General features: G+C 75.0%; 14 protein-coding genes. 6 read left to right on the top strand and 8 right to left on the bottom strand.

The genetic code is table 11. The features are described 5' to 3' along the window. Nucleotides 1-15 precede the first annotated feature (15 nt). Nucleotides 16-765, top strand: coding sequence for an SIR2 family NAD-dependent protein deacylase (locus tag IF45_RS0104565; protein ID WP_018469024.1), 750 nt, complete (start codon nucleotides 16-18; stop codon nucleotides 763-765). Nucleotides 766-780: 15 nt separating this feature from the next. Here IF45_RS0104565 and IF45_RS0104560 read toward each other — a convergent pair whose 3' ends face one another. Both IF45_RS0104560 and IF45_RS0104555 read right to left on the bottom strand, forming a co-directional pair. Then, on the bottom strand, nucleotides 781-1,641 hold the full coding sequence (locus tag IF45_RS0104560; protein ID WP_030305632.1) for an NAD(P)H-binding protein: 861 nt from the start codon (nucleotides 1,639-1,641) through the stop codon (nucleotides 781-783). A gap of 34 nt (nucleotides 1,642-1,675) precedes the next feature. Further along, the gene (locus tag IF45_RS0104555) at nucleotides 1,676-2,371 is read right to left on the bottom strand and encodes an SDR family NAD(P)-dependent oxidoreductase (protein ID WP_030305629.1); all 696 of its coding nucleotides are present in this window, start codon (nucleotides 2,369-2,371) and stop codon (nucleotides 1,676-1,678) included. A 102-nt stretch (nucleotides 2,372-2,473) separates the two neighbouring features. On the opposite strand from IF45_RS0104555, the gene IF45_RS0104550 reads away from it, so the two are divergent. The 4 genes from IF45_RS0104550 (at nucleotide 2,474) to IF45_RS0104535 (ending at nucleotide 5,832) form a co-directional block, all read left to right on the top strand. After that, the gene (locus IF45_RS0104550) at nucleotides 2,474-3,325 is read left to right on the top strand and encodes a helix-turn-helix transcriptional regulator (protein ID WP_030305628.1); all 852 of its coding nucleotides are present in this window, start codon (nucleotides 2,474-2,476) and stop codon (nucleotides 3,323-3,325) included. 152 nt (nucleotides 3,326-3,477) lie between these two features. Further along, the gene (locus IF45_RS0104545) at nucleotides 3,478-4,416 is read left to right on the top strand and encodes an ABC transporter ATP-binding protein (RefSeq protein WP_003951881.1); all 939 of its coding nucleotides are present in this window, start codon (nucleotides 3,478-3,480) and stop codon (nucleotides 4,414-4,416) included. Beyond that, a complete protein-coding gene (locus IF45_RS0104540) occupies nucleotides 4,413-5,384 on the top strand; it encodes an ABC-2 membrane transporter-related protein (RefSeq protein WP_030305626.1) in 972 nt (323 codons plus the stop codon). Before IF45_RS0104545 ends, IF45_RS0104540 begins: the two co-directional genes overlap by 4 nt. A 55-nt stretch (nucleotides 5,385-5,439) precedes the next feature. Further along, nucleotides 5,440-5,832 (top strand): GntR family transcriptional regulator, encoded by a 393-nt coding sequence (locus IF45_RS0104535; protein WP_008406338.1) that lies wholly within the window; start codon nucleotides 5,440-5,442, stop codon nucleotides 5,830-5,832. Nucleotides 5,833-5,839: 7 nt separating this feature from the next. On the opposite strand, the gene IF45_RS0104530 is transcribed toward IF45_RS0104535, so the two are convergent. Both IF45_RS0104530 and IF45_RS0104525 read right to left on the bottom strand, forming a co-directional pair. Next, nucleotides 5,840-6,364, bottom strand: coding sequence for a methylated-DNA--[protein]-cysteine S-methyltransferase (locus IF45_RS0104530; RefSeq protein WP_030305623.1), 525 nt, complete (start codon nucleotides 6,362-6,364; stop codon nucleotides 5,840-5,842). Nucleotides 6,365-6,393: 29 nt separating this feature from the next. Beyond that, on the bottom strand, nucleotides 6,394-7,872 hold the full coding sequence (locus IF45_RS0104525; protein WP_030305621.1) for an AlkA N-terminal domain-containing protein: 1,479 nt from the start codon (nucleotides 7,870-7,872) through the stop codon (nucleotides 6,394-6,396). A gap of 284 nt (nucleotides 7,873-8,156) precedes the next feature. On the opposite strand from IF45_RS0104525, the gene IF45_RS0104520 reads away from it, so the two are divergent. Then, on the top strand, nucleotides 8,157-8,975 hold the full coding sequence (locus IF45_RS0104520) for a tryptophan synthase subunit alpha (protein WP_008406335.1): 819 nt from the start codon (nucleotides 8,157-8,159) through the stop codon (nucleotides 8,973-8,975). A gap of 28 nt (nucleotides 8,976-9,003) precedes the next feature. On the opposite strand, the gene IF45_RS0104515 is transcribed toward IF45_RS0104520, so the two are convergent. The 4 genes from IF45_RS0104515 to IF45_RS0104500 form a co-directional block, all read right to left on the bottom strand. After that, a complete protein-coding gene (locus IF45_RS0104515) occupies nucleotides 9,004-10,377 on the bottom strand; it encodes a cation:dicarboxylate symporter family transporter (RefSeq protein WP_051720666.1) in 1,374 nt (457 codons plus the stop codon). A 332-nt stretch (nucleotides 10,378-10,709) separates the two neighbouring features. Continuing rightward, nucleotides 10,710-11,270 carry an RICIN domain-containing protein gene (locus tag IF45_RS0104510; protein ID WP_008406333.1) on the bottom strand — a complete coding sequence of 187 codons (561 nt, stop codon included), beginning with the start codon at nucleotides 11,268-11,270 and terminating at the stop codon, nucleotides 10,710-10,712. A 351-nt stretch (nucleotides 11,271-11,621) separates the two neighbouring features. Next, nucleotides 11,622-12,131 (bottom strand): O-acetyl-ADP-ribose deacetylase, encoded by a 510-nt coding sequence (locus IF45_RS0104505; protein ID WP_003951873.1) that lies wholly within the window; start codon nucleotides 12,129-12,131, stop codon nucleotides 11,622-11,624. A gap of 23 nt (nucleotides 12,132-12,154) precedes the next feature. Further along, nucleotides 12,155-13,576: a phytoene desaturase family protein gene (locus IF45_RS0104500; protein ID WP_030305616.1), complete on the bottom strand. Its 1,422-nt coding sequence runs from the start codon at nucleotides 13,574-13,576 to the stop codon at nucleotides 12,155-12,157. Nucleotides 13,577-13,675: the final 99 nt, after the last annotated feature.

Here is a 13,675-nt window from a genome sequence, read left to right as displayed (position 1 = left end):
ACCTACCCTCCCGGTATGTCCGCCACCGACTCCTCCCCCGGCTCCCGCCCGCTGGTCGCTCTGCTGAGCGGCGCGGGCATCTCGACCGACTCCGGCATCCCCGACTACCGGGGACCGAACGGCCTGTGGCGCCGGGACCCGGAGGCGGAACGGCTGGTCACGTACGACGCGTACATGTCCGACCCTGAGGTGCGCAGGCGGTCCTGGCAGATGCGGCGGACCAGCCCGGCGCTGCGGGCCGAGCCGAACGCCGCGCACCGCGCGGTGGCCGAGCTGGAGCGGTCCGGAACCCCGGTGCGGGTGCTGACGCAGAACGTCGACGGGCTGCACCAGCGCGCCGGGCTGCCCGACCGGAAGGTGCTGGAGCTGCACGGCACGGCCCGCGAGGTGGTGTGCACGGTGTGCGGGGTGCGCGGCTCGATGGCCGAGGAGCTGGAGCGGGTGGCGGCCGGCGAGGCCGATCCGCCGTGCCGCGTCTGCGGGGGCGTGCTGAAGGCGGCGACCGTGATGTTCGGCGAGGCGCTGGACCCCCGGGTGCTGGGCCAGGCGATGGAGATCGCCCGGGCGTGCGACGTCTTCGTGGCGGTCGGCTCCACGCTCCAGGTGCAGCCCGCCGCCTCGCTGGCCGGGCTGGCGGCGGAGCACGGGGCGCGGCTGATCGTGGTCAACGCCGAGCCCACCCCGTACGACGCGCTCGCCGACGAGGTGGTCAGGGAGCCGATCGGCACGGCGCTGCCGGAGCTGCTGCGGGGGCTGCGGGGCTGACGGCCCCGCAGCCGGTCACTCCTCGAGCGCGCGGGTGACGGCGGCCGCCAGGGTCTCGGTGGGGCGGCCGAGCAGGGCGCGGAGGTCGCCGGTGGGGTGTTCCAGGGCGCCCTGGGCGATGCAGCGGTCGGAGTCGACGATCAGCTCGACGGCGGGGGCGGGCAGGCCGGCCCGGGTGAGGAGCCGGCGGTACGCCTCGGGCGGCAGGTCCTGGTAAGCCACCGGGGTGCCCGTCTGCGCGGCCGCCTCGGCGGCCACCTCGGCCAGGGTCCGGGCGGTGTCGCCGGTCAGGTCGTACACCCTGCCGGCCTGGCCGCCGAGGGTGAGGACGCGGGCGGCGGCCTCGGCCAGCTCGGCGCGGCTCGCGAAGGCGATGCGGCCGGTGCCCGCGCTGCCGGCCAGGACGCCCCGGGCGACCGCGTCGCGCAGGGTGCCGGTGTGGTTCTCGGTGTACCAGCCGTTGCGGAGCAGGGCGACGGGCAGCCCGGAGGCGGTGAGGGCGGCCTCGGTGGCGCGGTGGACGCGGGCCAGGCCCATCGGGTTGGCCGGGGCTCCGGTGACCGAGGTGTAGGCGAGCAGGTCCACCCCGGCCTCGCCGGCCGCGTCGATCACCGCGCGGTGCTGGGCGACGCGCACCTCGTCGGGCCCGGTCGAGGAGACCAGCAGGACCTTGGCGGCCCCGGCGAGGGCGGTGCGCAGGGTCCCGGGCCGGTCGTAGTCGGCGGTGCGGAGTGCGACGCCGCGGGCGGCGAGGCCCACCGCCCGGGCCGGGGTGCGGACGGCGGCGGCGATCCCGGCGGCCGGTACGCCGAGGTCCAGGAGGTGTTCGACGACCTGGCGGCCGTAGGGGCCGGTGGCACCGGTGACGACGATCATGCTCAGGCTCTTTTCCTGGGAGGGAGGGGGCGGGTCACCAGGGGCTGACGCCGGCGGCGTCGGAGAAGGTGCCGGTGGGGCCCTCGGTGCTCAGCAGGGCGGCGCGGACGATGGCCTCGGCGCCCTCCTCGACGGTCTGGGAGCCGCGGTGGCCGTTGAGGTCGGTGGCGGTGGGCCCGGGGTCGACGACGTTGACGCGCAGTCCGGGGTAGGCCTGGGCGTAGTGGACGGTGAGCATCGACACCGCCGACTTGGAGGCCGCGTACGCCATGACGCCCGGGAGCCGGAACTCGGGGCGCTCCGGGTCGTGAACGCGGCCGAAGGAGCCGAGTCCGCTGCCGACGTTGACCACGACGCCCGAGGCGCTGCGCTCCAGGAGCGGCAGGAAGGCGTGCAGGACGCGGACGACGCCGACCACGTTGGTGTCGAGCACGGTGGTGACGTCGGCGGCGGTGAAGGCGCCGGCGGGCCTGGGGCGGCCGCTGATTCCCGCGTTGTTGACCAGGACGTCGAGTCCGCCCTGCTCCTCGACGCGGGCCGCGGCCGCGGCGACCGACGCCTCGTCGGTGACGTCCAGGACCAGCGGGCGGGCGCCCAGCTCGCGGGCGGCGCGCCCGGCCTTCTCCGGGGTGCGGGCGGCCGCGTACACGGTGTGCCCGGCGGCGGTCAGGCGGCGTGCGGTCTCGAAGCCGAGGCCCTTGTTGGCCCCGGTGATCAGGGTGATGGTCATGGCGGCGAGTCTGCGCCGGTCCGTGGGCGGGGGCCAGAGAGGTCTTTTCCCGGTACCGGCAGTACCAGGCAGTTTCCCCGAGCGGGCTGCGACCATGGAGGAATGGATGCCTCCGGTGAGCTGGCCGCCCTGCTGCGGGCCTGGCGCGAGCGGCTGGCGCCGGCCGAGGCGGGCCTGACCGCGCACACCGCCCGGCGCACCGCCGGGCTGCGCCGCGAGGAGGTGGCGGTGCTGGCCGGCGTCTCGGTGGACTACGTCGTACGGCTGGAGCAGGGGCGGGCGGCGGCGCCGTCCGCCCAGGTGTGCGCGGCGCTCGCTCGGGCGCTCCGGCTCTCCGACACCGAGCAGGAGCACCTGTTCCGCCTGGCCGGGCACGCGATGGAGGGCGGCCGGATCAGCCGTCTGGTCCCGGCGAGCGTGCGGCGGCTGGTGGAGCGCACCGGGGAGCGGCCCGTGGCCGTCTTCGACGCCATGTGGGACCTGCTGCTGTGGAACCCGCTGTGGGCCGCGCTGATGGGCGACTTCTCGGCCCTGCGGGAGGCCGACCGCAATCTGCTGTGGCTCCACTTCACCAGCGACTCGGACTGCCACATCCACGGCCCCGGCTCCCCGGAGGCGCTCGACGCCTCGTTCGTCGCCGACCTGCGCCGCAGCGCGGGGCGTTACCCCGACGACCCGAGGCTGCACCGGCTCGTGGAGCGGCTGAGCGCGCGCAGCGAGCCGTTCCGCGCGCTGTGGCGGCGGCCCGAGGTCGCCGAGCACGGCCCGACCGTCAAGCGGATCACCCACTCCGAGGTGGGGCTGCTCGAACTCGACTGCGACATCCTCCGCACCCACCGGGGCGACCTGCGCATCGTCACGTACTCGGCGGAGCCCGGCAGTCCGTCCGACAGCAAACTTGCCCTGCTCGCCGCGATCGGCACCCAGCGCCTGCGGGCCGGGTCGGCGGACTGACCCTCCGCGCCCCTCCCCTTCCTGCCCTTCCTGCTCGCCGACCCGCCCTGCCTCTCCTTGACACACCCTCACCCCAAGTCCATCATTCCATTAATTGAATGACTGATTGATCGACAGTCGGCGAACCACCATCGAGGGCGGGGAACAGAGAGATGAGCACAGCGACCGGCACCCCGGGTGCCGGGGAGTGGGCGGTCCGGGCGGACGGGATCGGCAAGCGCTACCGGCGCGGCTGGGCCCTGCGGGAGTGCTCCTTCCGGCTTCCGGCGGGGCGGATCTGCGGACTGGTCGGGCCCAACGGCGCCGGCAAGAGCACGCTGCTCGGGCTGATGTCCCGCCAGCTCCAGCCGACCGAGGGCGAACTGCGGCTCTTCGGCACCCCGGTGGACGACCCGGCGGTCATGCCGAGGTTCGCCTTCCTGGGGCAGGACAAGCCGCTCTTCAAGCGGTTCACGGTGGCGGAGACGCTGCGGATGGGCGGCGAGCTGAACCCGGGGTGGGACATGGCGGCGGCCGAGCGCATCGTCCGCTCCGGCGGCGTGCCGCTGGACGCCCGGGTGGGCACGCTCTCCGGCGGCCAGCGCACCCGGGTCGGCTTCGCCCTCGCCTTCGGCAAGCGCCCCGACCTGCTGCTGCTCGACGAGCCGATGGCGGACCTCGACCCGCTCGCGCGGGACGAGATGGGCACCCTGCTGATGGCGGAGGCGGTGGAGCGCGGCACGACGGTGCTGATGTCCTCGCACCAGCTCACCGAGGTCGAGGACATGTGCGACTTCCTGCTGGTCCTCTCCGGCGGGCGGGTGCGGCTGGCCGGGAGCGCCGACGAACTGCTCCCCGCGCACACGCTGGTGACCGGTCTCGCGCCGGACGGGACGCCGCCGCCGGAGCTGGCCGCGCACACCGTGGTGGAGGTGCGGACCGAGGGCCGCCAGTTCCAGGCGCTGATCCGCGCCTCGGGTCCGCTCCCCGACGCCTGGTCGGTGGACCGGCCCAGCCTGGAGGAAGTGCTGCTGGCCCACCTCCGCTCCCCCGACGCGCCCGCCCTGTACGTGCCGGACGCCCGCACCGCCGAAGGGATCACCACGCCGTGACCGCCACCGTCCCCGCCGCCCCCGCGGCGACCGTCTCCCGGACCGGGCTGCTGCGCGGCCTGCCCTGGCTCGTCGCCCGCCAGCACCGGGCGACCGCACTCGGCGTGCTCGCGGCGGTCGCCGTCGGCTGCGCCCTCCTCGTGCAGCAGCGTTTCGCGCTGGTGGGTCTCCTGGACCGGGCCGGGTGGCCCGCGAAAGAGGTGCCGCAGCCCGTGGTCGGCGGCAGCGTCCACGGGTACCTGCTGCTCGGGCTCAGCGCCCTGCCGGTGGCACTGGCGGTCTTCGTCGGCGCGCCCCTGATCTCCGGGGACCAGGAACAGGGCACCGCCCAGCTGGTCACCACCCAGTCGGTCACCCGGCGGCAGTGGCTGCTGGCCAAGCTGACCTGGTGCTACTCGCTGGCGCTGCTGGCGGCCGTCCCGCTCGGGCTGCTCCACACCTGGTACTGGGAACCGCACCGGTCGCTGATGCCCCACGAGTGGAGCGAGGGAGCCGTCTTCGACAACACCGGCCCGATGCTGCCGGCGTTCGCCCTCTTCCTCACCGCCGTCGGCGTCACCGTCGGGCTGCTGACGCGCCGGGTGTTCGTGGCGATGACCGCCACCTTCGTCCTGGCTCTCGTCGTCGAGATGGCCTGGGACCGCGTCCGCACACATCTGGCCCCCTCCCGGATGTTCACCTACCCGCTCGACACGGAGCTGCCGGCCCGCCTCTCCGAGGCGCACGAACTGGACCGCTGGGTGGGCAGCGCCGACGGACGGCTCTACGGCTGGGGCTCCTGCGCCGAGCAGACGGAGGCCGCCTCCGAGGCGTGCCTGCGGGAGAAGGGGATCGTCAACGACGTGATCGAGTACCTCGGTTACGACCAGATGCCCGCCATGCAGTGGACCGGCGCGGGAATCCTGCTCGCCGGGACCGTGCTGCTGACCGCCTTCGTCGTGGTGAGAGTCGGCAGGCGGCCGCTGTGAGCGGGGCACGGCGGGACTCCGTAGAGTTGCGGCAGCCGAGCGGGAGGTGAGGGCGATGGTCGTGTTCCGGATCGACCGGCGCAGCGGGGTCGCCACCTATCTCCAGATCGTCCACCAGGTCGAGCAGGCCCTGCGGATGGGCGCCCTGCGCGAGGGGGACCAGCTGCCGACGGCGGCCCAGGTGGCCTCGTCCACCAAGGTCAACCCGAACACCACCCTGAAGGCGTACCGCGCCCTGGAGAGCGCGGGCCTGGCGGAGGTGCGGCAGGGCGCCGGCACCTTCGTCACCCGCTCGCTGGCCCCGGCCGGCGGCGGTCCGGGCTCGCCGCTGCGCCAGGGGCTGGACGCCTGGCTGGCCGAGGCGCGCGCCGCCGGGCTGAGCGGGCCCGAGATCCGGGCCCTCTTCGAGCAGGCGTACGCGGCGGCCCACCCCGAGGCGCGGGGCTGAGCCGGGCTCAGAACAGGGCGGCGGTGGTGTACCCCTCCCCTCGCTCGTGGGCGAGGAGGGCGCGCTTGCGGTCGATGCCGCCGCCGTACCCCGTCAGGGAGCCGCTCGCGCCGACGACACGGTGGCAGGGGACGATGATGCCGACCGGGTTGCGGCCGTTGGCGAGGCCGACGGCGCGGGAGGCACCGGGGCTGCCCAGGTCCTCGGCGAGCTGCCCGTAAGTGCGGGTCTCGCCGTACGGGATCGCGCGCAGCCGCTTCCACACGGAGCGCTGGAACGGGGTGCCGTCCAGACGGAGTTCGAGGTCGAAGGTGGTGCGGGTGGAGCCGAAGTAGGCGGCGAGCTGGCCGGCGGCCTCGCCGAACGGGCGGTCGTCGCGGGGGCCGAATGTCTCCTGGGCGGGCCGGTGCCGCTGGCCCTCCATGTAGAGGCCGCTGAGGACACCGCCGGTGGCGACCAGGGTGAGCGGGCCGCAGGGGCTGTCGAGGACGGTGTGGCAGCGGGCGGTGGGCGGGGCTGCGGTGCTGGTCATGGCGGTGCTCCGGTGGGGGCTGGTGGCGGTCAGGCGGGCAGGAGGTTGACGGGGTGGTCGTCGGTGGCCCACAGGTACTGCACGGCGTACGCCCGCCAGGGGCGCCAGTCGGCGGCGCGGGCGGTGAGGCCGCCGGGGGCACCGGGCAGGCCGAGGCGTTCGGCGGCGCGGCGCACCCCGAGGTCGGTGGCGGGGAAGGCATCGGGGTCGCCGAGGGCCCGCATCGCGATGATCTCGACGGTCCACGGGCCGAAGCCCGGCAGGGCCAGCAGCCGGGCGCGCGCCTCGTCCCAGTCCTCCTCCGGCCCCAGGCCGATCGAGCCGTCGGCGAGGGCGGCGACCAGCGTGGTCAGGGTGGTGCGGCGGCTGCGCGGCATGGCGAGCTGCTCCGGGTCGAGCCCGGCGAGCTGGCCGGGGCGCGGGAAGAGGTGGGTGAGGCCGCCGGCCGGGTCCTCGACGGGCGTGCCGTACGCGGCGGCGAGGCGGGCCGCGTGGGTGCGGGCGGCGGCGGTGGAGACCTGCTGGCCGAGGACGGCCCGGACGGCGAACTCGGCGGCGTCGACGGTACGCGGCACGCGCCGGCCCGGCGCCTTGGCGACGAGCGGCGCGAGGACGGGGTCGGCGGCGAGCCGCTCGTCCACGGCGACCGGGTCGGCGTCGAGGTCGAGCAGGCGGCGGCAGCGGCTGATGGCGAGGGTGAGGTCGCGCAGGTCGGTGAGGGCCAGCCGGCAGCCGATGTGGTCGGGGGCCGGGGTGAGGGTGGCGATGCCCGGGCCGTGCGGCAGGTCGAGGGTGCGCCGGTAGGCGCCGTCGCGCCACTCCTCGACGCCGGGGACGGCGGTGGCGGCGAGGTGCCCGAAGACGTTGTCCGGGGTGAAGGGGGTGCGCAGCGGCAGCCGCAGCGAGACGGCTCCGGGCGCGGGGTCGCCGGCCGTGCCGGGCCGGGCACGGCTGCGGGCCCGGAGTTCGGTCGGGGAGAGCGCGTACACCTCGCGGACGGTGTCGTTGAAGGTGCGGACCGAGGAGAAGCCCGCGGCGAAGGCGATGTCGGCCATCGGCAGGGTGGTGGTCTCGATGAGCAGGCGGGCGGTCTGGGCCCGCTGGGCGCGGGCCAGCGCGAGCGGTCCGGCGCCGAGTTCCGCGAGGAGCTGGCGCTCGATCTGGCGGGTGCTGTAGCCGAGCCGGGCGGCGAGGCCGGGGACGCCCTCGCGGTCGACGGTGCCGTCGGCGATGAGCCGCATGGCGCGGGCGACGGCGTCGGCGCGCTGGTTCCACTCCGGTGAGCCGGGGCTGGTGTCCGGGCGGCAGCGCTTGCAGGCCCGGAAGCCGGCCTGCTGGCAGGCGGCGGCACTGGGGTGGAACACCATGTTGGCCGGCTTGGGCGGCACGGCCGGGCAGCTGGGACGGCAGTAGATCCCGGTGGTCAGCACGGCGGTGAAGAACCAGCCGTCGAACCGGGCGTCCTTCGACTGCACGGCCCGTACGCAGCGCTCGGTGTCGGTGTACATGACTCCAGCATCGCCGCTGTCCGGCGTCGACGCTGGCGAGAATCCGACATCAGGGTGTGGGCGGCGGCGGGCGGGCCCGGCCCGGACCCGCGGCAGGGAATTCCGCTGTCCCCCGACGGCCCCGCAAGGGTGCCGCACCCCAGGTGAAGCGGTGTTCCGGGGCCTTGCGGGCGGCCCGGCGGAGGGTCCGGCTCCGCCACCCGGACGAGCCGCCCCGCATCGGCAGCCAGGCACGATCGTTGAAGCGCTGCCCGCATCGTTTCGTTTTCGCCGAAAGACCACGCATGTCTCACTCTTCCGCCACCGACCTCCCCAGCGCCCCGCCCTCGGAGTCCCGCCGGACCACGCTCGGTGTCTTCCTTCCCTCCGGCCTGCCCGGAGTCCACCAGTACATCGAGGCGCTGGCCCCCGCGCTCCCCGGGCAGGAGGGTTTCTTCGAGATCGGCATCCCGCACGCGGAAGCGGTCTACGACGGCCCCCTCATCCGGGCCGTCTACCGCCAGGCCCTCCAGGAGGGCGCCACCATGGCGGACCTCCTGCGGACCGTGGAGCACGCGGCCGCCCGCGCCGGCGTGGTGGTGATGAGCTACTGGGAGCCGGTGCGGCGGTACGGGCCGGAGCGGACGGCGCTGGCGCTGGCCGAGGCGGGCGCGTCCGGGGCCATGATCGTGGACCTGCCGGACGCGGACGCCGCCGCCTGGCACGAGACCGCCGCACGGGCCGGGATCACCGCCCCGCGCTTCGCCGCCCCCGGCCTGCCCGACACCGACCTGGACGACCTCGCCCGCCTCGCCTCCGGCTGGCTCTACGCCCCCGCCAGCACCGCCCCCACCGGCTACCGGGGCCCCCTCGACCTGGACGGCCTGGAGGCGTCCGTACGGCGGCTGCGCTCGGTGACCCCGCTCCCGGTGGTGGCGGGCGTCGGCATCTCCACCCCCGCCCTGGCGGCGGCGGTCTCCCCCATGGTCGACGGGATCGTCGTCGGGAGCCCCGTACTGCGGGCGCTGGCCGCCGATCCGGGCGAGGCTCCGGCGCTGGTCGAGGAGTTCGCGCGGGCGGTGTGCGTGGAGGAGCAGCCGGTGCTGCCGGTGCTGCCGGTGTGAGCGGGCGGGAGCGGGGCCGGGTCGGGCGTCAGCCGACGGGGTCCGTCGGCTCCGGCGTGGCCCTGGGCGCGGCGGGTCCGGCCCGCTCCGGTACGCGCTCCGCCCGCTCCCCGGCCCGCTCCGGGTCCGGCCCGTCCTGCTCGGGCACGAACGGCAGCTCGCCCGCGAGGACCTGGCGGGCCCGGGACCGGTCGAGGGCGCCCTCCCAGCGGGAGACGACGAAGACGGCCACACAGTTGCCGAGCAGGTTGGTGGCGACCCGCATCGCGTCCATGATGCGGTCGACGCCGAGCAGCAGGGCGACGGCTCCGGCCGGGATCACCCCGAGAGCGGCGGCGGTGGCGGAGAGCGCGAGGAACGCCGAACCGGGGACACCTGCCATGCCCTTGCTGGTCAGCATGAGGATGAGGACCACGGTGACCTGCTGGCCGAGGGTGAGGTCGACGCCGACGGCCTGGGCGACGAAGAGCGTGCCGATGGAGAGGTAGATGGAGGCGCCGTCGAGGTTGAAGGAGTAGCCGGTGGGCAGCACGAGCCCCACCGCGTCGTCGCGGCAGCCGGCGTGCCGGAGCTTCTGCATCATGCGCGGCATGACCGCCTCGCTCGACGCCGTGCCGAGCGCCAGCAGCATCTCCTCACGCGTGTAGCGGACGAACTTCCACAGGCTCAGCCCGGTGAGCGCCTTGAGGGCGAGGCCGAGCAGGACGAGGAAGAGGAGGGCGACCGCGTAACAGACGGCGATGAGCTTGCCGTACGTGGAGAGCGCGCCGATGCCGTACTCCCCCACCAGGTGGGCGGTGGCGCCGAAGACGGCCAGCGGGGCGAGGCGCATGATGAAGCCGACGATCGTGAAGACGACCTCCTGCGCCTGGGCGATGGCGGGCAGGATCGCGGGCACCTTGGTGTGGCCGAGGTGGAGCAGGGCCGCACCGGTCAGACAGGCGAGGACGAGCACCTGGAGCAGGGCGTTCTCGGCGAAGGCCCCGACCGCGCTGTCGGGCAGCGAGTGCAGCAGGAACTCGCTGGTGGAGGGGAGTTCACCGCCGCCCGTCCGCTCGTCGACGGCCGAGGCGTCCAGGGACGCGGGGTCGACGTTCATGCCTTGCCCGGGTCCGGTCAGGTTTCCGGCGAGCAGGCCGACGACGAGGGCGACGGTGGTGGCCACCTCGAACCAGATGAGGGCCTTGAGCCCCATGCGGCCGAAGGACTTGAGGTCCCCGGCCTTGGTGATGCCGGCGACCACCACGCAGAACACCAGCGGCCCGATCATCGCCTTGATCAGCCGGACGAAGCCGTCGCCGAGCGGCTGACTGGCGGTGCCCACCTCGGGCCAGAGCCTTCCGACGAGGACACCGGCGATCAGGGCGACGGCGACCTGGGCGAACAGTGAGGTTCGCAGCATGCGTGCGGCGCGTCGCGGCAGGGACGGTACGGACGACGACACAGGCACTCCCTCCCTTGTGACTTCTGAGATGCGGAAGCGGATTTCCGCATTCGGCACTATGGCGGAGTGGTCGGCCTCGTAGAAGACCCCTGCGTCACATCGGCGTAAATCTTGGACCTTGCTCCAAAGAACCTCCCTGAGCTGCCGGTTGACGGCGCGTCCGGCCGCACGGCGCGGAAGTGCGGTGCGGTGCGGGCAGCACGACGTCCCCGGCCACCCGGCCGGGGACGTCGGTGGACTGGCGGCTCGCGCCTGGGCTCAGCCCCTTCGCGAGGGAGGCGCGTTCTCGGTCACCAGCTGGTGTTGTCGTCCGCCAGGTGCCAGAGGCGGTCGGCGCTCGGGTACGAGGTGTCCAGGTACAGGGAGTTCCAGCTGCCGTCGTTGTAGCGGTTGAGGGTCATGGCGAGACCGGTGTCGACCTTGGGCTGCCAGATCCACCAGCGGGAGTTGTTGTCCCCCTCCGGGCGCAGGACCCAGCGCTGCAGGTCGGAGCCGTCGCAGCTCCGTACGACGATCGTGGTGCCGCGGGCGGGCTTGGCGTCGGCCGGCTGGAGGCACTTGTCGGCGGCCTGGTTCTTGAAGGTCAGCGTGTAGCGGCCGTTCTCCCACCGGCCGCCGACCTCGTCCCACACCTCGGTCTTGTGCTTCCACCCCGGGTCGCGGAGGGAGACCGCGGTGGCGCCCTCCGCCGTCGAGTCGCCGTAGAGCGCGAGGCGGCTCCCGTCGGTCCGGTTGATCAGGTCCTGGCCGGTGCGGTCGGCGGCCGAGGCGCTTCCCGCGCCGAAGGTGGCGAGCAGGGCCACCGCGGCTGCCGTCGCGGTGAGGGCACGGTGCGGGCTGAACGTGGACATCGGTCTCCTTGGATGGCGGTTCTTCGGCAATCACGTCGCGGCGCCGGCCGGTGGCGGCCCGGGGAGCCCCCCGGTCGCCCCGGCGTGGGCCGTCCGCCCAGCGTGCAGGCCGTGAACCGGGGTCCCGTACGAGGTGCGGGAGCGCGCGAACGGCCGCTCGGGCGCCCCCGGCACCCGCCGCCGGCACCACGAGACCGGTCCCGCTTGAAGGGAATCGTTACGGCAGCCGGAGCCCGGTGCCCGGCCCGGCGGAAGGAGACGCGCGGGCGGGTTCGCACAGGCGGGTGACCCGCCCGCTGCCCCGGTGTCACCCCTCGGGGCGAACCGGGCCGGGCGCGGCGGCACCGGCGGTCAGCCGATGCGCGCGGCGAACACCTCGTACGCCCGGTCGTCGAAGAGGACGAACCGCACCTCCTCCACGGAGGTCGGGGTGGCCCGTACCGTCTCGGTGGCGATGCGGGCCGCGTCCTCCAGCGGCCACCGGTACACGCCGGTGGAGATGGCGGGGAACGCGACCGTGCGCGCTCCCAGTTCACCGGCTACGCGCAGGGCTTCGCGGTGGCAGGAGGCCAGGAGCCGCGAGCGGTCCTCGGAGACGCTCCAGACCGGGCCCACCGTGTGGATGACCCACCGGGCGGGCAGCCGTCCCGCCGTGGTGGCGACGGCCTCGCCGGTCGGCAAACCCTTGCCGTAGTGGGAGGCGCGCAGGTCACGGCAGGCGGCGAGGATCTCGGGGCCGCCCTGCCGGTGGATGGCGCCGTCGACCCCGCCGCCACCGAGGAGCGAGGAGTTGGCGGCGTTGACCACCGCGTCCACGTCCTGCTCGGTGATGCTGCCCTTGACCAGCGTCAGCTCCGTCATGGGGCGAGCCTAAGCGCGGGAGTTCAGCGGCGCCGCAGGTGGCGCCAGACGGCCTTGGCGGCGTTGTGGCCGGACATGCCGTGGACGCCGGGGCCCGGTGGGGTGGCCGAGGAGCAGAGGAAGACGGCCGGGTGCGGGGTGGTGTGCGGGGAGAGGGTGAGTCTGGGGCGCAGGAGGAGCTGGAGGCCGGAGGCGGCGCCGCAGGCGATGTCCCCGCCCACGTAGTTGGCGTTGCGGGCGGCCAGTTCGGGCGGGCCGGCGGTGGCGCGGGCGAGGACGCGGTCGCGGAAGCCCGGGGCGTACTCCTCCAGGCGGCGTTCGATCGCGTCGGTGAGGTCGCCTCTCCAGCCGTTGGGGACGTGGCCGTAGACCCAGAAGACCTGCTTGCCCTCGGGGGCGCGGGTGGCGTCGGCGACGCTCGGCTGGACGGTGATGAGGAACGGCGGGGACGGCGGCCGGTCCTCGCGGGAGACGGCGCGCAGGGCCGCGCCGATCTCGCCGGCGCTCGCGCCGAGGTGGACGGTGGTGGCGCGGCGGGCGTCCGGAGAGGTCCAGGGGACGGGGCCGTCGAGCGCGTAGTCGAGCTTGAAGACGCCGGCGCCGTAGCGGTAGCCGTCGTAGTACCCGCCGAGACCGGCGATGCGGGCCAGCGCGGTGGGTGAGGTGTCGAAGACGTAGGCGCGGGCCGGCGGGAGGTCGTCCAGGCGCTTGACCTCGTACCCGGTGTGGAGGGTGCCGCCGTGGTCGGTGAGGAGCCCGGCGAGGGCGTCGGAGATCGCCTGCGAGCCGCCCTGGGCGACCGGCCAGCCCCGGGCGTGCGCGGCGAGGGCGAAGACCAGGGCGACGGCCCCGGTGGCGACGCCGCCGAGCGGGGCCATGATGTGGCCGACCAGCCCGGCGAGCAGGGTGCGGGCGCGCTCGTCCCGGAAGCGGCGGAGCAGCAGCGAGGCCGGGGGCAGGCCCGCCAGGCCGAAGCGGGCGAGGGTGAGCGGGTCGCGGGGCAGGGCGGTGGAGGGCAGCGCCATGAAGTCCCGGAAGAGGGCCTCCCAGCGCGGCAGCAGGGGGCCGATCAGCCTGCGGTACGTACCGGCGTCGCGCGGGCCGAAGGAGGCGGCGCTCTCGCCGACGGAGCGGGCCAGCACGGCGGCCGGGCCGCCGTCCAGGAAGGGGTGGGCCATGGGCAGTTCGCCGTGGAGCCAGCGCAGTCCGTACCGCTCCAGGGGCAGGGCGGCGAAGGCCGGGGAGGTGGCGCCGAGGGGGTGGGCGGCGGAGCACGGGTCGTGGCGGAAGCCCGGGAGGGTCAGCTCCTCGGTGCGCGCTCCCCCGCCGATGCCGTCCCTGGCCTCGAAGACGGCGACGTCCATGCCGCGCCGGGCCAGCTCGACGGCGGCGGTCAGTCCGTTGGGCCCGGAGCCCACGACGACGGCATCGAGCAGCGTGGGCATGCGCGGACTCCTAGGTCGGCCGGGCCGGGACGCCCAGGATATGCGGGTGCGCCCCGCGCGGGGCCGCCGGTACGGTGCCGTGGGGCCGGAACCCGGTCT

Origin of the sequence: Streptomyces albidoflavus (assembly GCF_000719955.1) — a bacterium.
GTDB classification, from domain to species: Bacteria; Actinomycetota; Actinomycetes; order Streptomycetales; family Streptomycetaceae; genus Streptomyces; species Streptomyces albidoflavus.
Note: the sequence above shows the minus strand (reverse complement) of the source record. Positions and strands in the feature narration are given on the sequence as shown.